Raw genomic sequence first — 20,637 nt, 5'->3', positions numbered from 1 at the left:
TACGGCAACGGGCGGGGCGCCCGGGGTTCCTTCCCCCGGTCGCCCCGCCCGCATCACACGTTCCGTCCCGCGGAACGGCCGCCGGTCAGTCCTTCGCTTCGGCCACCGTCAGCTCGGTGATGCCGGGCCGGGTCTTGGCGCCGTCCTTGCCGTGCACGGTGACCCGGACGTACCGGGCCGGCGACTTCCCGTCGTAGCCCGTGCCGGTCCAGTGCCGCCCGTCGCGGGAGACCTGGATCCGGTACGACTCGGGCTTCTTGTCCGTCCAGTGCGGGGTGACCGTGCCGATCCGGCGGACGCCGCCCAGGTCGGCGGTGAGGGTGCCGGTGGTGGCGTTGGGCACCCAGGCGGTGGTGGTGTTGCCGTCCACCGCGGCCCCCGCGTACATCCCGGGCTCCTCGGACGTGGCCTTCGCCGGCCGGCAGCGGGCCGCGTTGTCCGTCGGCTCCTGATCGGGGCGGCGGGTCTTCAGGTGCAGCGGGGCGCCCTGGCTGACGACCCGCTCGCCCTCCGGGGTGGCGACCGTCATCGGTTCGCCGCCGGTCAGCCGCACCTCGGTGTGGTGCGCGCCGAGCGCGACGTCGTACGTCCGGCCCTGCCAGTGCAGGCCGCGCAGGGTGACGCCGTCGGCGAGCTGCGGCGGCAGCGTCGGGTCCAGGGTGATCTTGTCCTCGCCCAGCCGCAGGCCGGTGAGGCCGTGGGTGAAGACCTGGAGGAAGCCGCCCTTGCCGGTGAGGAAGTCCTGCGCGGGCGAGCCCGACAGCGGGTCGTTGGCGCCGGCCTTCTCGCCGCGGGCCTCGGAGAAGAGGTGGAACGGGCCGCGCATGAAGGGCCGGACGGACCGCTGGAGGTAGGTGTAGGTCGCGCAGCCGGGCTCGCCGGTCTCGGCGGCGTCGACGGCGTGCACCGAGTCGGTCATCGCCGGGCCGTCGGGGTCGGTGTGCGCGGCGTAGTAGTCCAGCGTCTTCGCCTTGGCGGCGTCGGACATGGGCCACTGCAGCGGGTACTGGAGCAGCACGGTGTCCGCCTGCTTGATGGTGGTGCCCTTGTAGCCGTCGTACTGCTGGAAGACCTGCTTCTTCTTGTCGTACGGGATGCGCAGCTTGCCGGCGATGGCGTTCCAGGAGGCGGGGGCCTTCTTGCCGAGGACGGCGGCGGCGCGGGTGGCGTGGCGGAGCGCGGTGGCGGCGCCCGCGTTGGTGAAGACGCCGTCGTCCACGCCGTTGCTGTACTCGTCGGGGCCCGCGACGTTCTTGACCGAGTAGCTGCCGTCACTGTTCTTGGTGACGCGGGAGGCCCAGAACTGCGCGATGCCCTGCATGACGGGCCAGCCGCGCTCGCGCAGCCAGCCCGTGTCCTTGGTGGCGAGGTAGTACTGCCAGGCGGCCAGCGAGACATCGCCCATCAGGTGGTTCTGGGTCTTGCAGTGCGGCGGGTCCCAGCTGTGGCACTCCTTCCACAGGTCGCCCTTGCCGCCGCTGGTCCAGGGATAGAACAGCCCGTCGTAGCCGAGCTTCTTCGCGTTCGCGCGGGCGGCGTCCCGGGTCCGGTACCGGTAGTCCACGACGGACCGGGCGAGGTCCGGGTGGGCGGCCAGCAGGCCCGGGTACATCCAGGTCTCGGCGTCCCAGAAGATCTCGCCCGCGTAGTTGTCGCTGGTCAGGCCGGTCGGGGCGATGCTGTTCGAGGATCCCTCGCGGGAGTTGGCGAGCAGCCCGTACTGCGCGGAGCGCACCCAGGCCTGGAGGTCGCGCTGCTCCCTGCCGCGTACCTCGACGTCGGAGCGCCACAGCTTCTGCCAGGCGGTGGCGTGGTCGCGGTAGAGGCCGTCCCAGCCGCGCGCCGCGGCCTGCTGGGAAGCGCGGGTGGCGGCGGCTCTGGGGTTCTCGGAGGTGAGCGCGGTGTCCACGCCGACGTACTTGGCGACCTCGTACGTCCGTCCCTTGTGCACCGGGAATGAGACGCCCTGATGCGCCGTCAGCTTCTCGGCCGCAGCAGCCTTCTGTTCACTTCCCGAACGAATGCCCGGGCCCGTGCGGAGCGTCGACGCGACCGCGCCCGCCGTGTTCGTGCCGTTCGTGCGGAAGGTGACGTCCTGCGTCCGGTCGCCGGAGCGGGCGCCGCCGCCGGTCTGCGTGATCCGGCGGGCACCGCGTCCGTCGAGCGTGTCGGTGACGGTGGCCGGGCCGCTCCAGTGCGGCGTCATCCGCAGCCGCACGGCGCCGGTGTGCGCGCGGGTGCGGTCCGCGAGCACGTCGAAGACCAGGTCGGTGGCGCGGCCGTCGGCGGCGGTCCAGGTCAGCGACGTACGGACCAGGCCGCAGCGCATCAGCAGGGTCTGCCGGTAGTGGGAGATCCGGCCGGGCTCGGTCGCGGCGCTGAAGGTCTCGCCGCCGGAGCCGCCGGTGGCGACGTTCAGCGTGGACCAGGTGGGCAGCGCGGCGATGGCCTGCCGCTTCTTCACCGACTTGGGGCCGTCGGCGAACAGTCCGGCCGCGAAGGCGCCGTCGTAGCGCGGCGTGTAGAGCGGAAAGCCGGTCTTCCCGCCGGTCGCCGCGTACCCGGTCCCGTTGGGCGGCACCCGCTGCCCGAGGTAGCCGTTGGCGACGTACGGGTGGTCGCTGTCCTCGGGATCGATGCGGGTGGACGTGGGCGTCCAGCCGGGGCCGTCCGAGGCGCAGGAACCGTCGGCGGCGGGGGTGGCGCCCGTGGCCGGGCCCGCGGCGCGGCCCCCGGCCGGCGTCTCGGCCGAGGAGGCGGGGGGCACGGCCGCGATGAGCGCGCCCGCGAGCAGGGGGACGAGCAGCCGCCGGCCGGCGCGCGGCAGCGGACGTGGGGAGTACGTCATTGTTCTCCGTCGACGGTTCGTCGGGCACGGGCGGGCAGGCCGGGGCGCTGCCCGCAGCGAACCTAAAGTTATGAACAGTTCGCGTCAACGGTCCGCGCGCTTTGTTAACTTTCCGAAGTCGGAGAATCCGCCGAATCACCCAAATGCGTCGGCGCGAACATCCGCAGCAGTGCCGGCAGCACCACAACGGAAGGGCCGGGGGCCGCCAGCGCCGCGGCCAGATCGTCCCGCAGCCGCTCGGGAGCGCTGGTCACCGCGGGCACCCCGAAGGACTCGGCGAGCGCCGCGAAATCCGGCCGCGCCAGCTCGGTGCCGGTCGCCCGCCCGAACGTGTCCGTCATGTACTCGCGGAGGATGCCGTACCCCCCGTCGTCCACGATCAGCCAGGTCACCGGCAGGCCGTACTGGCGCGCCGTGGCCAGCTCCGCGAGCGAGTACATGGCGCCGCCGTCGCCGCTCACCGCGAGTACGGGGCGTTCCGGGTCCGCGGCGGCCGCGCCCAGCGCCGCCGGGAAGGCGTAGCCGAGGCCGCCCGCGCCCTGCGCCGAGTGCATGGTGTTCGCGTGGCGGGCGTCGAAGGCCGACCAGGCCCAGTAGCCGAGGATCGTCATGTCCCAGAAGGACGGCGCCCGGGAGGGCAGCGCCTCACGGACGGCGGCCAGCACGTCCTGCTCCAGGGTGAGGTCCTGGGACGCGATCCGCTCCCCCACCCGGTCCAGCAGTGCCCGTACGCGCTCGGGTGCCGTGCCGTCCTCGCGCGTGCCGGCCGCCTCCAGCAGCGCCCGGAGCGCGAGGCGGGCGTCCGCGTGGATGCCGAGCGCGGGGTGGTTGGCCTCCAGCTTGCCCGCGTCCGCCTCGATCTGGATGACCCGGCCGCGGGGATTGAAGGTGTGGTAGTTCGAGGAGAGTTCGCCCAGGCCCGAGCCCACGACCAGCAGGACGTCCGCGTCCTCCAGGAAGTCCGTGGTGTGGCGGTCCTCCAGCCAGGACTGGAGGGAGAGGGGGTGGGTCCAGGGGAACGCGCCCTTGCCGCCGAAGGTGGTGACCACGGGAGCACTCAGCCGTTCCGCCAGCTCCCGAAGCTCGCCCGCGGCGTCAGCGCGTACGGCCCCGCCGCCCGCGATGATCGCCGGACGCTCCGCGTTCGCCAGCAGGCCGGCGGCCGCGGCGGTCAGCTCGGGGCGCGGGGGCAGCTCCTCCGGATCCGCTGCCACGCCCGTGACCACCGGGATCTCCGTCGGTGCGAGCAGTACGTCCTGCGGGATCTCCACCCAGACCGGGCCGTGCGGGGCCGTCAGCGCCGACTTCCAGGCCGCGGCGATCACCGACGGGATCTGCGACTGGGTGCGCGCGCTGTGCACGGACTTCACCACGTCGCGGAACGAGGCGCTCTGGTCCCGGAGTTCGTGCAGGTAGCCGTGGCGGCCACCGCCGAGCCCGGCGGCCGGCACCTGGCTGCCGATCGCCAGCACGGGGGCCGAGGCGGCGGCGGACTCCTGCAGCGCGGCGAGCGTCATCAGCGCGCCGGGGCCGGTGGAGACCATGAGCGGTGCGACGGTGCGGGTCGTACGGGCGTACGCGTCGGCGGCGAACCCGGCGTTGTTCTCCACGCGCAGCCCGACGTACCGCAGGGCGCTGCGGCTCAGCGCGTCGAAGAGGCCGAGGGCGTGCTGGCCGGGGAGGCCGAAGACGGTCTGCGCGCCGAGCGCTTGGAGCGATTCGGTGACCAGGTCACCACCGGTTCGCTGCGCGGGCCTGTCCGATGACTGCGGGGTGCTCACGTCGTGCCTCTCTGCGGGTGCGTGGGGGTGCGGCTGTGATCACGGCCTGAGGGCCGCTCGTCCTCAAGCGCCGGACGGGCTGGATTCGGCCGGAGTGGTGCCGAGGTTGCCGGACTCGGCCGGAGTTGCCAGGCGGGAGCGCCATTCCGCGAGTACTGCCGGGTCCGTGGGCCGCGAGGCCAGGCTCACCGTCACGTACGCGACCAGCGACACCAGCAGCCCGTAGTAAATGGGTTCGTTGGCGAGGACGCCGCGCCAGGCCATCAGGGTGATGACCGTCGCGCCGCCCGCCGCGACGGCGGCCAGCGCGCCGGCGCCCGTGCCGCGCTTCCACAGCAGGCCGCCGAGGATCGGGACCAGCAGCCCGCCGACCAGGAGGTTGTAGGCGACGGTCAGCGCCTGGACGACGTCGTTGAGGGCGATGGCGATGCAGATGACGGCGGCGCCCATGAGGAGGATGAAGGCGCGGTTGCCGCGCACCTCGTCGTGATGCTCGGTACGGCCCCGGCCGCCGATGGCGCCACGCAGCCGGGACCAGATGTCGTTGTTGGCGACCGTCGCGCAGGCGATCAGCGCGCCCGAGGACGTGGACATCACCGCGGAGAGCGCCGCCGCGAGGACCAGCCCGCGCACGCCCACCGGCAGCGCGTCCTTCACGATCGTGGCGAACGCGTCGTCCGGGCTGCCCAGATGGGGGTAGAGCACCTTGGCGGCCGTGCCGATCACCGCGCCGGCCAGCGCGTACACGAGGCAGTACGTGCCGGCCGCGGTACCGCCCAGCCGTGCGACGCGGTCGCCGCGCGCGGTGAACACCCGCTGCCAGATGTCCTGGCCGATCAGCATGCCGAAGGAGTAGATGAGGACGTAGGTGAAGACGGTCTGCGCGCCGATGCCGAGCGGGGCGAAGTAGGAGTCGGGGAGCTCGGCGCGCAGCTCACCGAAGCCGCCGGCCTTCACGACCGCGATGGGCAGCAGGAGCAGCAGGACGCCGATCGTCTTGACCACGAACTGCACCATGTCGGTGAGGGTGATCGACCACATGCCGCCGAGGGTGGAGTACGCGACGACGATCACCCCGCCGAGGATGATCGACACCGTGCGGTCCAGGCCGAAGAGGACATCGAAGATGGTGGCGTACGCGATGGTGGAGGTGACCGCCAGCATCAGGGTGTACGCCCACATCACCACGCCGGAGATGACCCCCGCCGAGCCGCCGTAGCGCAGGTCCAGCATCTCGGAGACGGTGTAGACCTTCAGTCGGGCGATCCGGGCCGAGAAGAAGACGCTCAGCGCGAGCAGGCCCAGGCCGATGGTGAAGACCATCCAGGCACCGGAGAGGCCGTACTGGTAGCCGAGGCCGACGCCGCCGATCGTGGAGGCGCCGCCGAGGACGATCGCGGCCATGGTCCCGGAGTACATGAACGGCCCCAGGCGCCGTCCGGCGACCAGGAATTCGCTTTTGGAACGGGCGCGGCGCATGCCCCACCAGCCCATGGCGAGCATGCCGGCCAGATAGAAGATGATCACCGCGTAGTCGACAGCCATGGGCCATCCCTTCGGCAGGGCGGAGCGGGGGACGGGCGGGATTGCGTGGGTTGACCTTAGGAAACGGCGCGGCGGCGAAGAAGTGTACGTTTCCTCCACTCCGCCCCTCCGGAATGGATGATCCGCACATGGCCGACGCGTCGCCCCCTTTGCCGCCCACTCCCGGCGTCCCGCTCTCCGCGCTGCTCGCCCGCGCCGGTCTCGGGCTGCGGCAGATCGCCGGGCCGCGCGAAGACGCCACCGTCCACTGGGTACACACCTCGGAGATGGCCGACCCGGAGCCGTACCTGCTCGGCGGCGAGCTGCTGCTGACGGCCGGGGTGCATCTGGACGCGGCGGGGGACGGCGCCTATCTGGACGGGTACGCGGAGCGCACGGTCGCGGCCGGCGCCGTGGCACTCGGATTCGGGATCGCGCCGGTGCACGACGCGGTGCCGTCGGCGCTGGTCGCGGCCTGCGACCGGCACGGGCTGCGGCTGCTGGAGGTACCGCGGGAGACGCCGTTCACGGCGGTGGAGAGCGCCGTGTGGGAAGCCATGACCGAGGCCCGGCACCGCGAGCTGACCCGCGTCAGCGAGGGCCAGCGGGCCCTGGCAGCGGCGGCGGGCGGGCCCGACCCGGTGCCGGCCGTGCTGCGCACGCTCGCCCGCCGGGTGGACGGCTGGGCGGCGGTGACCGGCGCGGGCGGGGAGGACGAGCTGGCCGCCGCCGGCACCCGGCCGCCCGCCGCCGCGCTGACGGCGGTCACGCGGCTCGCGCGCCGGGTGACGGTTCCCGGCGGCCCGGCGTCGGCGGGCGAGTCACCGGCCGACGGGGTCGGCCGTCATCTCGCCGCGTACGCGCTCGGCGGCCGGGCACCGGACCGGACGCTCGCGCTGACCGTCGTGGCGCCGCCGCCCGACCCGGCGGCCCGCGCCGTCGTGGGCGTCGCGGCGGTCCTGCTGTCGCTGCTCACCGGCCCGTACGCGGCGGCGGCCGACGGCGGGCACTCGGCCGCGCTGGTGCGGCTGCTGCTCGGGGACTCCCCCGCCGAGGTGGCGCCCCTGCTCAAGCACGCGCACTGGGCCGTCGTGCACGCCCGCGCCCGGCGGGGCCACGACGCGCCCGCCGCCGCCCTGGCCGCCGGGCTCGGCACCCCCCTGGTCGCGCCGGGCGCCGACGCCGTGCGCGCCCTCGTCCCCGCCGACCGCGAGATCGGGCCGCAGCCCGGCTGGACGCTGGGCGTCAGCGAGCCCGTACCGGTCTCCGGACTGACCGCCGGTGACGCGCACGCGGCCGCGGCGCTGCGCCGCGCGGTGGCGGCCCGTCGCCCGCTCGTCCGCCACCGCTCCCCCGGCGTCGGCGGCACCGGCGGCCTCGCCTCGCTGGTCCCGCCGACCGAGGCCCGGGCCCACGCCGCGGCCGTGCTGGCGCCGCTCGACGGGGCCCCGGCGCTCCGCGGGACGCTGCACACCTGGCTCTCCCTGCACGGCAGCTGGGACCGGACGGCGACGGCGCTCGGCATCCACCGCAACACGGTCCGCCAGCGCGTCGCCCGCGCCGCGGCGCTGCTGGACACCGACCTGGACGATCCGGACGTCCGGATGGAGCTTTGGTTCGCGCTCGGTGTACTTTCCTGAATTCCGGACGCGATTACGGACATGTCCTTTTCACTGGACCTCGCCGCCCTTCTCCACCCCTTCCCGAATTCCACCGGGCGACTTCCGACATCCACGGCATCGGCTTTCAAAGCCGCACTTCACAGCGCATGTGGTGGGCCATTTCCGGCGTACTGCGCGGGCCATTGCAGAGAACTTGCCTTACGGCCTCAATCCCGGCACTATTCCCGGCGTAAACCCCGTTCTTCCGCGTCCCCCGTGCTTGAAGGGAAGAAAATTCATGCGTGACTTCATCGAGACCGCCGAGATCTCCGACAGCGAGCTGGACGGCATTGCCGCCGGTGCCGCCACCGTCGGTGCCGGCGTTGCCGGCTACGACGCCGCCGTGACCGTCGACGGCTCCGCCGTCCAGGCCGTCGAGGGCCTCGCCCAGGGCACGCTCGCCAAGGCCAACGGCCTGGCCGGCGCGCTGCCCACCGCGGGCCTCTGAGCAGAGCCTGTACGACCAGGGCCCCGGAACGGTCACCGTTCCGGGGCCCTGGCGCGTTCCGCGCGGCGGGTCAGCCGCGCGCCGCCGCGATCTGCCGGCTCATGATCGTGGTCAGCTCGTACGCGGTGTGCGAGGCCGCGACCGAGGTCATCTCGGCGTGGTCGTACGCCGGGGCCACCTCGACCAGGTCGGCGGAGACCAGGTTGCACGAGGCCAGGCCGCGCAGGATCTCCAGCAGTTCGCGCGAGGTGAGGCCGCCGGCCTCCGGGGTGCCGGTGCCGGGCGCGTGCGCCGGGTCCAGCACGTCGATGTCGATGGAGATGTACAGCGGGCGGTCCCCGATGCGCTGGCGGAGCTGGTCGGCGACCTCGTCCACGCCGCGGCGCATGACGTCCGCCGAGGTGACGATGCCGAAGCCCATCTTCTCGTCGTCGGTGAGGTCCTTCTTGCCGTACAGCGGGCCGCGGGTGCCGACGTGCGAGAGGGCCGAGGTGTCGAGGATGCCCTCCTCGACCGCGCGGCGGAACGGCGTGCCGTGGGTGTACTCGGCGCCGAAGTAGGTGTCCCAGGTGTCCAGGTGCGCGTCGAAGTGCAGCAGCGCGACGGGGCCGTGCTTCTTGGCGACCGAGCGGAGCAGCGGCAGCGCGATGGTGTGGTCGCCGCCGAGGGTCATCATGCGGGCGCCGGTGCCGAGCAGGTCGTCGGCCGCGGCCTCGACCGTCTCGACGGCCTCGTTGATATTGAACGGGTTGGCGGCGATGTCGCCCGCGTCGGCGACCTGGGCCAGCGCGAACGGGGAGGCGTCCTGGGCCGGGTTGTACGGGCGCAGCAGGCGGGAGGCCTCGCGGATGGCGTTGCCGCCGAAGCGGGCGCCGGGGCGGTAGGAGACACCGGTGTCGAACGGGACGCCCACGACGGCCACATCGGCGCGGCCGCCGACCTCGTCGATGCGCGGCAGCCGGGCGAAGGTCGCCGGGCCGGCGTAGCGCGGGACGCGGGAGGAGTCGACGGGGCCGACGGGCTCTGAGGAAGCGGCAGATGCGGAGGTCATGGCGCCGAGCGTAGGGTCGGGACGGCGTTCGCCCCATGGACATATCCGTGAGGTGACAAGGGGCCGTTCGACATGACGTCCATGCGGCGCGCGCTCAGGACGTCTCCGGTGCCGCCGCCCGCTGTCCGGACCGGGTGACCGCCACCTGAAGGTGCCCCTCCGCCCCCGTCTTCGTGATCACCGCGCCGGCCTGCGCGGTGAGCTTCACGCCGAACTGGATCTGTGCCTCCTCCGGGCGCTGGGCCGGCGAGCCGAAGCAGCGCAGGGCCGCACGGCGGCGCCCCGTACCCCCTCCAGGGCCCGGTCGAAGTCCGTGGTGCCGTCCGCGTTGACGTTGCCGCTCATCTCCCGCACGCCCCAGGGGTACTCACCGCCGGGCAGCGAGCCGACCGGCGGCGTCGGCACCATCCCGACACGCCCGGCGGAGCCGCTCGTCCTCCCCTGGCAGCGCACCCGCTCGAAGGCGCTGCCCCATGGGTACATCCGGTCGTCGTCCGGGCCGCGGGCCGCCTTGGTGCACAGCACGCCCCCGCCGAGCACCGGCCCGTCCTCCGCCCGCCTGATCCGCACCTGCCACAGCGGTCCGGCCGCCCGCCTGTCCCCCCTGCTTCCCCTCGCCGTCCCCCCTGCTTCCCCTCGCCGTACCGAGCCGCCGGAACACCGCGATCGTAGGCACGAGGGGGGCGCGGGATGTCCGGGCAGTGGAACTCGCCCGCCTCCGGCCGATCCGCCCCGGCACAATGGGCTTCATGCCGATAACCTCCGCCCCTGCTCCCAGCCGCGCCGAACTGATCGATCACCTCGTGCGCACCCGGATCGCCGGTGACGTCGCCACGCCCCGCGAGAACAACCTCGACCACTACCGCAAGCTCGCCAACGGCGACCGTCACTATTGGTTCGGCCTGGAACTGGGCGACCGGTGGAGAGACGAGCAGGACGTGCTCGCCGTGATGGCCGAGCGCTGCGGCGTCAATGACGACCCCGACCACCGCCACGGCCAGGACACCATCGACCCCGAGCTGACGGTGGCCGCGCTGGACCGGATGGCGGCGGTGCTGCGCAAGGCCGCGGCCGGGCAGCGGCGGGTGCTGCTCGCCACCGGCCACCCGGGCGGGCTGCTGGACGTGCACATCGCCACGGCCGCCGCGCTGCGGGCGCGGGGCTGCGACATCGTGGTCGTCCCGGACGGGTTGACCGCCGACGACGGCGTGGTCTTCCAGTTCGGCCAGGTGGCGATGCTGGAGCGGGGCGCGACGCTGTGGCACACCCACTCGCCGGGCCCGATGACGGCGATCCTGGACGGGCTGGAGCGGGCGGGGCAGCCGCTGCCGGACCTGGTGGTCGCGGACCACGGCTGGGCGGGCTGCGCGGGGCAGCGCGGCATCGACGCGGTCGGCTACGCGGACTCCAACGACCCGGCGCTCTTCCTGGCCGAGGCGGAGGGCACCCTCCAGGTCACGGTCCCGCTGGACGACCACGTCCGCAGCCCGCGCTACTACGACCCGCTGACGGCGTACCTGCTGAACGCGGCGGGGCTGACGGACTGACCCGGCGGGCGGCGTCTCAGGGGGCCGCCCGCCCGCGCCCCGGTGTCGGGTCCAGGAAGACCCGGCGCACCGCCGGGAAACGGGCACGGAGGTCGCGCTCGGCCTCCTCGCAGGCCCACTCGATCTCCGTGGCGGTCGCCAGGTCGCGGAAGTCGACCTTCGCCGCGATCAGCACCTCGCCCGGCCCCTGGACCAGCGTGACCAGCTCCAGGACGTCCGCCACCTGCGGCACGGCCCGCAGCCGTTCCCGTACGGCGTCCCGGACGTCCGGCGGGAGCGAGCGGCCGATGAGCAGCTGGGCGTTGCTGCGGCCCAGCACCCACGCCACGTACACCAGCAGCAGCCCGATCAGGATCGCGGCGACGCCGTCCCAGACGCCCGACCCGGTGAGCTGTCCGCCGAGCAGGCCGCCGGCCGCCAGCAGCAGCCCGACCAGCGCGGCGGAGTCCTCCATGACGACGGCCTTGACGGTGGTGTCCGGCGTGCGCCGCAGGTAGTGGCCGAGCGGCCGGTGCAGGCGCGCCGCCTCGCCGCGCGCCTGCCGCAGCCCGGTGCGCAGCGAGTAGCCCTCCAGCAGGAAGGCGACGGCGAGGATCACGTAGGAGACCAGCGGATCGCCCGGCTCCTCGCCGTGCGTGAGGGTGTGGATCCCGTCGTACACGGAGAAGACGGCGCCGCCCACAAAGGTGGCGACGGAGGCGAGCAGCGCCCAGACGTAGCGCTCCTGGCCGTGGCCGAGCGGGTGGTCCTCGTCGGCCGGCCGGGCGCTGCGCTTCAGTGCGGTGAGCAGCAGCAGTTCGGTGACCGTGTCGGCGACGGAGTGCGCGGCCTCGGAGAGCATCGCGCTGGACCCGCTGACCATGCCGCCCACGGTCTTGGCCGCGGCGATGCCGAGATTGGCCCCCGCGGCGACGAGGACGGTGACGGTGCTCTCGCCCGTACCGTCCCCGGCCGTGTTACCGGCGTCCTCCGCGCTGCCCATGGAGCGGCAGTATGCCCGATTCGCCGGGTGGCCGGCGGAAGGCGGCTCAGGCGCGCGGCGCGCGGATCACGCCCTCCTGGATCACCGACACCGCGAGCTGTCCCTCAGCGGTGAAGATCCGGCCCTTGCCCAGCCCGCGGCCGCCCTGCGCGGTCGGCGACTCCTGGTCGTACAGCAGCCACTCGTCCGCCTTCAGAGGGCGGTGGAACCACATCGCGTGATCCAGGCTCGCGCCCACCACGTCACCCACAGCCCAGCCGCCCCGCCCGTGGGCGAGCAGCACCGAGTCCAGCAGCGTCATGTCGGAGACATAGGTGACCAGGCAGATGTCCAGCAACGGCCGGGGGATGCCGGTGTCCCCGTCGAGCTTCCCCTGGGTACGGAACCAGACCTGCGACCGGGGCTCGCGCACCTGGCCCGCCGTGGCGAAGGGCGGCTCGTCGACGTACCGCAGGTCGACCGCGGCACGGGCCTCCAGCAGCCGCTGGGCGACGCCCTCGCCGACGAAGCGGTCCGCGTAGCGCGGCAGCATCTCGGCGGCGGTGGGCAGGGTCAGCGGATCCGGCACCGAGGGCATCGGCTCCTGGTGCTCCATGCCCTCCTCGTGCGCGTGGAAGGACGCGGTGAGGTGGAAGATCTGCTGGCCGTGCTGGACGGCGACGACCCGGCGGGTGGTGAAGGAGCGGCCGTCGCGGATCCGGTCGACGGTGTAGACGATCGGCGCGCCCGGGTCCCCGGGGCGCAGGAAGTACGCGTGCAGGGAGTGCGGCGGCCGGTCGGCGGGGACCGTACGGCCCGCCGCGACCAGCGCCTGGGCCGCCACCTGGCCGCCGAAGACCCGGGGGACCACGGCGGGACGGGACTGCCCGCGGTAGATGTCCTCCTCGATCCGCTCCAGGGTGAGCAGATCGAGGAGGGATTCCAGTGCGTCGTTCACGGACGTCAGCCTAGGCGGGACCTCAGAGGCCCATCGACTTGGCGATGATCGACTTCATGACCTCGTTGGTGCCGCCGTAGATGCGGTTGACGCGGTTGTCGGCGTACAGGCGGGCGATCGGGTACTCGTTCATGTAGCCGTAGCCGCCGTGCAGCTGGAGGCACTTGTCGATGACGCGGTGCGCGACCTCGGTGCAGAACAGCTTGGCGGAGGCGGCCTCGGCGGCGGTCAGCTCGCCCGCGTCCAGGGCCTCCAGGGCGCGGTCGGCGACGGCCTCGGCGGCGTCCACCTCGGCCTGGCAGGCGGCCAGCTCGAACTTGGTGTTCTGGAAGGACGCGACGGTCTTGCCGAAGACGGTGCGGTCCTGCACGTACTGCTGCGCGAACCGGACGGCGGCCTTGGCCTGCGCGTACGCGCCGTAGGCGATGCCCCAGCGCTCGGACGGCAGGTTCTTGCCGAGGTAGTAGAAGCCCTTGTTCTCCTCGCCGAGCAGGTCCTCGGCCGGCACCTTCACGTCGACGAACGCCAGCTCGGCGGTGTCGGAGGTCTTCAGGCCGAGCTTGTCCAGCTTGCGGCCGACGGAGTAGCCCTCGGACTTGGTGTCGACGGCGAAGAGGGAGATACCGAAGCGGCGGTCGTCCTCCTTCGGCGCGGAGGTACGGGCGCAGACGATCACGCGGTCGGCGTGCACGCCGCCGGTGATGAAGGTCTTGGCGCCGTTGAGGACGTAGTGCGTGCCGTCCTCGGAGAGCTTGGCGGTGGTCTTCATGCCCGCGAGGTCGGAGCCGGTGCCCGGCTCGGTCATCGCCAGCGCCCACATCTCCTCGGCGGAGACGAACTTCGGCAGGTAGCGCTTCTTCTGCTCGTCGGTGGCGAGCATCTTGATGTAGGGCAGGGCGAGCAGCACGTGCACGCCGGAACCGCCGAAGTTCACGCCCGCGCGGGCGGTCTCCTCGTACTGGACGGCCTCGAACTTGTGCGACTCCAGGCCGGCGCCGCCGAACTCCTCGGGGACGTTGATGCCGAAGAGGCCCAGCTCGGCGAGCTTGTAGTAGAACTCGCGGGGCACCTGCCCGGCCGCGAACCAGTCGTCGAAGACGGGGACGACCTCGGCCTCGATGAAGGCGCGGATGGTGTCCCGGAACGCCTCGTGGTCCTCGTTGAATACCGTCCGCTGCACTGCCGCCTCCTGGACATCCTGAATCACTACGCTGGCTAAGCGCTTGCTCAGCGAAAGCTACCCGGCAGTCACGTTTTCTGTCCAGGGGTCCCCCGCGTCGCCTGGAACACAGCGGCCCCGCCGGCATCGCTGCCGACGGGGCCCGTGGAAGTGGCGGTACTCAGCCGTCCCGGCCCGCCGCCGCGCCGAAGGCGCCCAGGGCCAGCCGCTTGAGCAGGTCCTCCGTGGCCGTACGGGGCGGCAGGCTGGCCCGGGGGCTCAGGTGCGGGGTGGAGTTCAGCAGGCCGAAGACGGCGTGCACGGCGGCCCGCGCCTCGGCTTCGGTGCAGGCCGGGTAGACCTCGCGGACGACCTCCACCCACAGCTCGACGTACTGCCGCTGGAGCTGCCGGACCCGCTTGCGGTCCGCCTCGCGCAGCCGGTCCAGCTCCCGGTCGTGCACGGTGATCAGCGGGCGGTCGTCCAGCGCGAAGTCGATATGCCCCTCGATGAGGGCGTGCAGCACCTGCTCGGCGCTCTCACCGCCGTCGGCGACCCGCAGCCGACCGCCGTCCAGCAGCCGCTCGCTGATCCCGACCAGCAGCTCGGCGAGCATCGCGTCCTTGCCGGCGAAGTGGCGGTACAGGCCGGGACCGGAGATCCCGACCGCGGCGCCTATCTCGTCCACGCCGACGCCGTGGAATCCCCGCTCGGCGAAGAGCCGCGCGGCCTCTTTGAGGATCTGCTCGCGGCGGCTGACGGCGGCGGGGGCCTTCGTGCTGCTCATGGCTCCAATTGTAGACAGGCGGGTTAGTGCTCGTTAACCTGAACGCAATCGTGTTAACGACCACTAACAAGGGGCGGGTACGACGATGGAGCAGGCTCCGGTACTGGGGACGGCGGCCGACCCCGCTGCCGACTCCTGGCGGGCCAACGAGGCCGCGCACCGCGCACTCGTGGACGAGCTGCGCGCGAAGCTCGCGGCGGCCCGGCAGGGCGGCGGCGAGAAGGCCAGGGCGCGGCACACGGCACGCGGCAAGCTGCTGCCCCGGGACCGGGTGGACAGCCTGCTGGACCCGGGCTCGCCCTTCCTGGAGCTGGCCCCGCTGGCGGCGGACGGGATGTACGACGGGGCCGCCCCGGCGGCCGGCGTCATCGCGGGCATCGGCCGGGTCTCGGGCCGCGAGGTGGTGATCGTCGCCAATGACGCCACGGTCAAGGGCGGCACGTACTACCCGATGACCGTGAAGAAGCACCTCCGTGCCCAGGAGGTCGCGCTGGAGAACCGCCTCCCCTGCGTCTACCTGGTCGACTCCGGCGGCGCCTTCCTGCCCATGCAGGACGAGGTCTTCCCCGACCGCGAGCACTTCGGGCGGATCTTCTACAACCAGGCCCGGATGTCCGGTGCCGGGATCCCGCAGATCGCCGCCGTTCTCGGCTCCTGCACGGCCGGCGGCGCCTACGTCCCCGCGATGAGCGACGAGGCGGTGATCGTGCGGAACCAGGGCACGATCTTCCTCGGCGGCCCGCCGCTGGTGAAGGCCGCGACCGGCGAGGTCGTCACGGCCGAGGAGCTGGGCGGCGGCGAGGTGCACTCCCGCACCTCCGGCGTCACCGACCACCTCGCCGAGGACGACGCGCACGCCCTGCGCATCGTCCGCACCATCGTCTCCACGCTCGGCGAGCGGGCGCCCCTCCCCTGGACCGTGTGGACGGCCGAGGAGCCCAAGGCGGACCCGGCCGGGCTGTACGGCATGGTCCCCACCGACTCCCGCACCCCCTACGACGTCCGTGAGGTGATCGCGCGCGTCGTCGACGGCTCGCGCTTCGCGGAGTTCAAGGCCGAGTACGGCCAGACGCTGGTCACCGGCTTCGCGCACCTGCACGGCCACCCGGTCGGCATCGTCGCCAACAACGGCATCCTCTTCTCCGAGTCGGCCCAGAAGGGCGCGCACTTCATCGAGCTGTGCGACCAGCGCGGCATCCCGCTGGTCTTCCTCCAGAACATCTCCGGCTTCATGGTCGGCAAGGACTACGAGGCGGGCGGCATCGCCAAGCACGGCGCCAAGATGGTCACCGCCGTGGCCTGCACCCGCGTGCCGAAGCTGACCGTCGTCATCGGCGGGTCGTACGGCGCGGGCAACTACTCCATGTGCGGCCGGGCCTACAGCCCCCGCTTCCTGTGGATGTGGCCGAACGCCAAGATCTCCGTCATGGGCGGCGAGCAGGCCGCCTCGGTCCTGGCGACCGTCAAGCGCGACCAGCTCGAAGCGCGCGGCGAGGAGTGGCCCGCCGAGGCGGAAGAGGCCTTCAAGGACCCGATCCGCGCCCAGTACGACCAGCAGGGCAATGCCTACTACGCGTCGGCGCGGCTCTGGGACGACGGCGTGATCGACCCGATGGAGACCCGGCAGGTACTGGGCCTGGCCCTCACCGCCTGCGCCAACGCCCCGCTGACCGACCCCGCCTTCGGCGTCTTCCGGATGTGAGGACCTCCACCATGTTCAGCACAGTCCTGGTCGCCAACCGCGGCGAGATCGCGGTCCGCGTCATCCGCACCCTCCGGTCCCTCGGCATCCGCTCGGTCGCCGTCTTCAGCGACGCGGACGCCGAAGCGCGGCACGTACGCGAGGCGGACACCGCCGTCCGCATCGGCCCCCCGCCCGCGACGGAGAGCTACCTCTCCATCGAGCGCCTCCTCGAAGCGGCGGCCCGCACGGGCGCGGAGGCGATCCACCCCGGCTACGGCTTCCTCGCGGAGAACGCCGCGTTCGCCCGCGCGGTCACCGACGCAGGGCTGGTCTTCATCGGCCCGCCCGCCGACGCGATCTCGCTGATGGGCGACAAGATCCGCGCGAAGGAGACGGTGCGCGCCGCGGGCGTACCCGTCGTACCGGGCTCCTCGGGCAGCGGGCTGACCGACGCCGAACTGGCCGCCGCCGCACGGGAGATCGGCATGCCGGTGCTGCTCAAGCCCTCGGCGGGCGGCGGCGGCAAGGGCATGCGGCTCGTACGGGACGAGGCGCTGCTCGCCGACGAGATCGCGGCGGCCCGCCGCGAGGCCCGCGGCTCCTTCGGCGACGACACCCTGCTGGTGGAGCGGTGGGTGGACCGCCCGCGCCACATCGAGATCCAGATCCTGGCCGACGGGCAGGGCAACGTCGTCCACCTCGGGGAGCGCGAGTGCTCCCTCCAGCGCCGCCACCAGAAGATCATCGAGGAGGCGCCGAGCGTCCTGCTGGACGAGGCGACGCGCGCGGCGATGGGCGCGGCGGCCGTGGAAGCGGCCCGCTCGTGCGGCTATGTCGGCGCCGGCACCGTCGAGTTCATCGTCCCCGGCGACGACCCCGCCTCGTACTACTTCATGGAGATGAACACCCGCCTCCAGGTCGAGCACCCGGTCACCGAGCTGGTCACCGGGCTGGACCTGGTCGAGTGGCAGCTGCGCGTCGCGGCGGGCGAGGAACTGCCGTACGGCCAGGACGGCATCACCCTGACCGGGCACGCCGTCGAGGCCCGGATCTGCGCCGAGGACCCTTCCCGCGGCTTCCTGCCCTCCGGCGGCACCGTGCTCGCGCTGCACGAGCCGTCCGGCGACGGGGTGCGGACGGACTCCGGCCTCTCGGAGGGCACCGAGGTCGGCTCGCTGTACGACCCGATGCTCTCCAAGGTGATCGCGTACGGCCCGGACCGGGCGACCGCGCTGCGCAGGCTGCGGGCCGCGCTCGCGGAGACGGTCATCCTCGGGGTGCCCACCAACACCGGCTTCCTGCGCCGCCTGCTGGCCCACCCGGCGGTCGTGGCCGGGGAGCTGGACACCGGCCTGGTGGAGCGCGAGGCGGACGGCCTGGTGGACGGGGGCGTGCCGGACGAGGTGTACGCGGCCGGCGCCGCGGTGCGGCAGGCGGCGCTGGAGCCGGTCGCGTCCGGGGACGGCTGGACCGACCCGTTCTCCGTGCCGAGCGGCTGGCGCATGGGCGGCGAGCCGACCCCGCCCGCCTTCTGGCTGCGGGTGCCGGGCCAGGAGCCGGTACGCGCCGCCGGCCGGGGCCGGGTCGCCGAGGACCGGGTGGCCGTCACCGTCGACGGCGTACGCCACACCTTCGTACGGGCCGGGGACTGGCTCGGCCGGGACGGCGACGCCTGGCATGTGCGGGACCACGACCCGGTGGCGGCCACACTCGCCGGGGCGGCCGGCGCGCACGGCGCCGACTCGCTCACCGCGCCGATGCCCGGCACGGTCACGGTGGTCAAGGCCGCGGTCGGGGACCGGGTCGAGGCCGGGCAGGGGCTGCTGGTGGTGGAGGCGATGAAGATGGAGCACGTCATCTCCGCGCCGCACGCCGGCACCGTCGCCGAACTCGATGTGACGCCGGGCAGCACGGTCGCCATGGACCAGGTGCTGGCCGTGATCACCCCCGACGAGCCGGAGGAGGACCAGCGATGACGCCGGGACTGCCGATGTCCGTACCCGCCCCCGGGCTCCCCGCCCGGGTCCGCATCCACGAGGTGGGCGCGCGGGACGGCCTCCAGAACGAACAGACGGTGGTACCCACCGAGATCAAGGCCGAGTTCGTCCGCCGGCTGGCCGCCGCCGGGCTGGACACCGTCGAGGCGACCAGCTTCGTGCACCCCAAGTGGGTGCCCCAACTGGCCGACGCCGAGCAGCTGTTCCCGATGGTGCGCGACGTCCCCGGGGTACGGCTGCCGGTGCTCGTACCGAACGAGCGCGGCCTGGACCGCGCGCTGGCCCTGGGCGCGGACCGGATAGCGGTCTTCGGCAGCGCTACCGAGTCCTTCGCCAAGGCCAACCTCAACCGCACGGTGGATGAGGCGCTGGCGATGTTCGCGCCGGTCGTCACCCGCGCCAAGGCGGCGGGCGCGCACGTCCGCGGCTACCTCTCCATGTGCTTCGGCGACCCCTGGGAGGGCCCGGTGCCGGTCCCCCAGGTCGTACGGGTCTGCCGCGCGCTGCTGGACCAGGGCTGCGACGAACTGAGCCTGGGCGACACCATCGGCGTCGCCACGCCCGGCCATGTCACGGCCCTGCTCAACGCGCTGAACGAAGCGGGCGTCGGCACGGACGTGCTCGGCGTCCACTTCCACGACACCTACGGACAGGCGCTGGCCAACACCCTGGCCGCGCTGCAGCACGGCGTCACCACCGTCGACGCCTCCGCGGGCGGCCTGGGCGGCTGCCCGTACGCCAAGAGCGCCACCGGCAACCTCGCCACCGAGGACCTGGTGTGGATGCTCCGCGGCCTCGGCATCGAGACCGGGGTCGACCTGGAGCGGCTGACCGCCACCAGCGTCTGGATGGCGGAGCGGCTGGGCCGGCCGAGCCCGTCCCGCACCGTCCGCGCCCTCTCCTCCTCCCTCGACTCCCACAAGGAGTGACCCCCATGTCACTGGACCACCGCCTCCCCTCCGAGCTGGAGGAACTCCGCACCACGGTCGAGGCGTTCGCCCACGACGTCGTCGCGCCGAAGATCGGCGAGTTCTACGAGAACCACCAGTTCCCCTACGAGATCGTGCGCGAGATGGGCCGGATGGGCCTCTTCGGGCTGCCCTTCCCCGAGGAGTACGGCGGCATGGGCGGCGACTACCTCGCGCTCGGCATCGCCCTGGAGGAGCTGGCCCGGGTCGACTCCTCGGTCGCGATCACCCTGGAGGCCGGCGTCTCGCTCGGCGCCATGCCGCTGTACCACTTCGGCACGGAGGAGCAGAAGCAGACCTGGCTGCCGAAGCTCTGCTCGGGCGAGATGCTGGGCGCGTTCGGGCTGACCGAGCCCGAGGCCGGGTCGGATGCGGGCGGCACGAAGACCACCGCGCGGCTGGACGCGGCCACCGACGAGTGGGTGATCAACGGCAGCAAGTGCTTCATCACCAACTCGGGCACGGACATTACCGGGCTGGTCACGGTCACGGCCGTCACCGGCCACAAGGAGGACGGCCGCCCGCTGATCTCCGCGATCATCGTGCCCGCCGGCACCCCCGGCTTCACGGTCGCGGCCCCGTACTCCAAGGTCGGCTGGAACGCCTCCGACACCCGCGAGCTGTCCTTCTCCGACGTGCGGGTGCCGGCCGCCAACCTGCTGGGCGAGGAGGGCCGCGGGTACGCCCAGTTCCTGCGCATCCTGGACGAGGGCCGGATCGCCATCGCGGCGCTGGCCACCGGGCTCGCGCAGGGCTGTGTGGACGAGTCGCTGCGGTACGCCAAGGAGCGGAAGTCCTTCGGGAAGCCGATCGGGGAGAACCAGGCCATACAGTTCAAGCTCGCCGACATGGAGATGCGCGCCCACACCTCCCGGCTGGCCTGGCGCGACGCGGCCTCCCGGCTGGTGCACGGCGAGCGCTTCAAGAAGGAGGCCGCGCTGGCGAAGCTGTACTCCTCGGAGATCGCGGTCACCAACGCCCGCGAGGCCACCCAGATCCACGGCGGCTACGGCTTCATGAACGAGTACCCCGTCGCCCGCATGTGGCGCGACTCCAAGATCCTGGAGATCGGCGAGGGCACCAGCGAGGTCCAGCGCATGCTGATCGCGCGGGAGCTCGGGCTGTAACACCCCTCCGGGGGGGGGGCGGGGGGGGGCCCCCCCCCCCGGGCCCCCCCCCCCCCCCCCGGCCCCGGGGGGGGGGGGGGGCGGGCGTTGTAGGTTCCCCACGCCACCCCCCGCCGGGGCGGCGCCGCGGCGCGCG

General features: G+C 73.1%; 17 protein-coding genes. 7 read left to right on the top strand and 10 right to left on the bottom strand.

Annotation, left to right across the window (positions count from 1 at the left end; all coding sequences use genetic code 11):
* Window positions 1–85 precede the first annotated feature (85 nt).
* The 3 genes from ACIGQF_RS18830 to ACIGQF_RS18820 all read right to left on the bottom strand — a co-directional run bounded on the left by ACIGQF_RS18830 (window position 86) and on the right by ACIGQF_RS18820 (window position 6,174).
* Window positions 86–2,848: a discoidin domain-containing protein gene (locus ACIGQF_RS18830; RefSeq protein ID WP_399711335.1), complete on the bottom strand. Its 2,763-nt coding sequence runs from the start codon at window positions 2,846–2,848 to the stop codon at window positions 86–88.
* A 104-nt stretch (window positions 2,849–2,952) separates the two neighbouring features.
* Window positions 2,953–4,629: a thiamine pyrophosphate-binding protein gene (locus tag ACIGQF_RS18825; RefSeq protein WP_399711333.1), complete on the bottom strand. Its 1,677-nt coding sequence runs from the start codon at window positions 4,627–4,629 to the stop codon at window positions 2,953–2,955.
* A gap of 63 nt (window positions 4,630–4,692) precedes the next feature.
* The gene (locus ACIGQF_RS18820; protein WP_399711331.1) at window positions 4,693–6,174 is read right to left on the bottom strand and encodes a sodium:solute symporter; all 1,482 of its coding nucleotides are present in this window, start codon (window positions 6,172–6,174) and stop codon (window positions 4,693–4,695) included.
* A gap of 128 nt (window positions 6,175–6,302) precedes the next feature.
* Between ACIGQF_RS18820 and ACIGQF_RS18815 the strand changes: the two genes are divergently transcribed.
* Together ACIGQF_RS18815 and ACIGQF_RS18810 are read left to right on the top strand one after the other, a co-directional pair.
* Window positions 6,303–7,793: a PucR family transcriptional regulator gene (locus tag ACIGQF_RS18815; protein WP_399711329.1), complete on the top strand. Its 1,491-nt coding sequence runs from the start codon at window positions 6,303–6,305 to the stop codon at window positions 7,791–7,793.
* Window positions 7,794–8,052: 259 nt separating this feature from the next.
* Window positions 8,053–8,262 (top strand): hypothetical protein, encoded by a 210-nt coding sequence (locus ACIGQF_RS18810; protein ID WP_361562835.1) that lies wholly within the window; start codon window positions 8,053–8,055, stop codon window positions 8,260–8,262.
* Window positions 8,263–8,332: 70 nt separating this feature from the next.
* Here ACIGQF_RS18810 and speB read toward each other — a convergent pair whose 3' ends face one another.
* The 3 genes from speB to ACIGQF_RS18795 all read right to left on the bottom strand — a co-directional run bounded on the left by speB (window position 8,333) and on the right by ACIGQF_RS18795 (window position 9,883).
* Complete coding sequence (speB, locus tag ACIGQF_RS18805; RefSeq protein WP_399711327.1) at window positions 8,333–9,313, bottom strand: agmatinase; 981 nt, start codon at window positions 9,311–9,313, stop codon at window positions 8,333–8,335.
* 94 nt (window positions 9,314–9,407) lie between these two features.
* Window positions 9,408–9,533 carry a CU044_2847 family protein gene (locus tag ACIGQF_RS18800; protein WP_399711678.1) on the bottom strand — a complete coding sequence of 42 codons (126 nt, stop codon included), beginning with the start codon at window positions 9,531–9,533 and terminating at the stop codon, window positions 9,408–9,410.
* Window positions 9,518–9,883, bottom strand: coding sequence for a hypothetical protein (locus tag ACIGQF_RS18795; protein WP_399711325.1), 366 nt, complete (start codon window positions 9,881–9,883; stop codon window positions 9,518–9,520). The genes ACIGQF_RS18800 and ACIGQF_RS18795 overlap by 16 nt, the downstream gene beginning before the upstream one ends.
* 179 nt (window positions 9,884–10,062) lie before the next feature.
* On the opposite strand from ACIGQF_RS18795, the gene ACIGQF_RS18790 reads away from it, so the two are divergent.
* A complete protein-coding gene (locus ACIGQF_RS18790; RefSeq protein ID WP_362207880.1) occupies window positions 10,063–10,860 on the top strand; it encodes a phosphatase in 798 nt (265 codons plus the stop codon).
* A 16-nt stretch (window positions 10,861–10,876) separates the two neighbouring features.
* Here ACIGQF_RS18790 and ACIGQF_RS18785 read toward each other — a convergent pair whose 3' ends face one another.
* From ACIGQF_RS18785 to ACIGQF_RS18770, 4 genes are all read right to left on the bottom strand, one after another.
* Window positions 10,877–11,842, bottom strand: a complete 966-nt coding sequence (locus ACIGQF_RS18785; protein WP_399711320.1) for a cation diffusion facilitator family transporter — start codon at window positions 11,840–11,842, stop codon at window positions 10,877–10,879.
* A gap of 46 nt (window positions 11,843–11,888) precedes the next feature.
* Window positions 11,889–12,779, bottom strand: a complete 891-nt coding sequence (locus ACIGQF_RS18780) for an acyl-CoA thioesterase II (protein ID WP_361562819.1) — start codon at window positions 12,777–12,779, stop codon at window positions 11,889–11,891.
* A 22-nt stretch (window positions 12,780–12,801) separates the two neighbouring features.
* Entirely contained in the window at window positions 12,802–13,959 is a 1,158-nt protein-coding gene (locus tag ACIGQF_RS18775) for an acyl-CoA dehydrogenase family protein (RefSeq protein ID WP_399711317.1), read from the bottom strand.
* Window positions 13,960–14,119: 160 nt separating this feature from the next.
* Window positions 14,120–14,725 carry a TetR/AcrR family transcriptional regulator gene (locus ACIGQF_RS18770; protein ID WP_399711315.1) on the bottom strand — a complete coding sequence of 202 codons (606 nt, stop codon included), beginning with the start codon at window positions 14,723–14,725 and terminating at the stop codon, window positions 14,120–14,122.
* An 85-nt stretch (window positions 14,726–14,810) separates the two neighbouring features.
* On the opposite strand from ACIGQF_RS18770, the gene ACIGQF_RS18765 reads away from it, so the two are divergent.
* The 4 genes from ACIGQF_RS18765 to ACIGQF_RS18750 are packed head-to-tail and all read left to right on the top strand — an operon-like array spanning window position 14,811 to window position 20,501.
* Window positions 14,811–16,427: a carboxyl transferase domain-containing protein gene (locus ACIGQF_RS18765; RefSeq protein ID WP_399711313.1), complete on the top strand. Its 1,617-nt coding sequence runs from the start codon at window positions 14,811–14,813 to the stop codon at window positions 16,425–16,427.
* An 11-nt stretch (window positions 16,428–16,438) separates the two neighbouring features.
* The gene (locus ACIGQF_RS18760; protein ID WP_399711311.1) at window positions 16,439–18,385 is read left to right on the top strand and encodes an acetyl-CoA carboxylase biotin carboxylase subunit; all 1,947 of its coding nucleotides are present in this window, start codon (window positions 16,439–16,441) and stop codon (window positions 18,383–18,385) included.
* Window positions 18,382–19,335 (top strand): hydroxymethylglutaryl-CoA lyase, encoded by a 954-nt coding sequence (locus ACIGQF_RS18755; protein ID WP_399711309.1) that lies wholly within the window; start codon window positions 18,382–18,384, stop codon window positions 19,333–19,335. The genes ACIGQF_RS18760 and ACIGQF_RS18755 overlap by 4 nt, the downstream gene beginning before the upstream one ends.
* An 11-nt stretch (window positions 19,336–19,346) precedes the next feature.
* Window positions 19,347–20,501: an acyl-CoA dehydrogenase family protein gene (locus ACIGQF_RS18750; RefSeq protein ID WP_399711676.1), complete on the top strand. Its 1,155-nt coding sequence runs from the start codon at window positions 19,347–19,349 to the stop codon at window positions 20,499–20,501.
* Window positions 20,502–20,637: the final 136 nt, after the last annotated feature.

This window comes from Streptomyces sp. NPDC053560 (assembly GCF_044544605.1).
Taxonomy (GTDB): Bacteria; Actinomycetota; Actinomycetes; order Streptomycetales; family Streptomycetaceae; genus Streptomyces.
Note: the sequence above shows the minus strand (reverse complement) of the source record. Positions and strands in the feature narration are given on the sequence as shown.

Bases quoted from the DNA above. Each gene is read 5' to 3' on its own strand.
- ACIGQF_RS18810 (WP_361562835.1), top strand. From the start codon at position 8,053: ATGCGTGACTTCATCGAGACCGCCGAGATCTCCGACAGCGAGCTGGAC.
- ACIGQF_RS18830 (WP_399711335.1), bottom strand. From the start codon at position 2,848: ATGACGTACTCCCCACGTCCGCTGCCGCGCGCCGGCCGGCGGCTGCTC.
- ACIGQF_RS18785 (WP_399711320.1), bottom strand. From the start codon at position 11,842: ATGGGCAGCGCGGAGGACGCCGGTAACACGGCCGGGGACGGTACGGGC.
- ACIGQF_RS18820 (WP_399711331.1), bottom strand. From the start codon at position 6,174: ATGGCTGTCGACTACGCGGTGATCATCTTCTATCTGGCCGGCATGCTC.
- ACIGQF_RS18815 (WP_399711329.1), top strand. From the start codon at position 6,303: ATGGCCGACGCGTCGCCCCCTTTGCCGCCCACTCCCGGCGTCCCGCTC.
- speB (WP_399711327.1), bottom strand. From the start codon at position 9,313: ATGACCTCCGCATCTGCCGCTTCCTCAGAGCCCGTCGGCCCCGTCGAC.
- ACIGQF_RS18770 (WP_399711315.1), bottom strand. From the start codon at position 14,725: ATGAGCAGCACGAAGGCCCCCGCCGCCGTCAGCCGCCGCGAGCAGATC.
- ACIGQF_RS18760 (WP_399711311.1), top strand. From the start codon at position 16,439: ATGTTCAGCACAGTCCTGGTCGCCAACCGCGGCGAGATCGCGGTCCGC.
- ACIGQF_RS18765 (WP_399711313.1), top strand. From the start codon at position 14,811: ATGGAGCAGGCTCCGGTACTGGGGACGGCGGCCGACCCCGCTGCCGAC.
- ACIGQF_RS18755 (WP_399711309.1), top strand. From the start codon at position 18,382: ATGACGCCGGGACTGCCGATGTCCGTACCCGCCCCCGGGCTCCCCGCC.
- ACIGQF_RS18790 (WP_362207880.1), top strand. From the start codon at position 10,063: ATGCCGATAACCTCCGCCCCTGCTCCCAGCCGCGCCGAACTGATCGAT.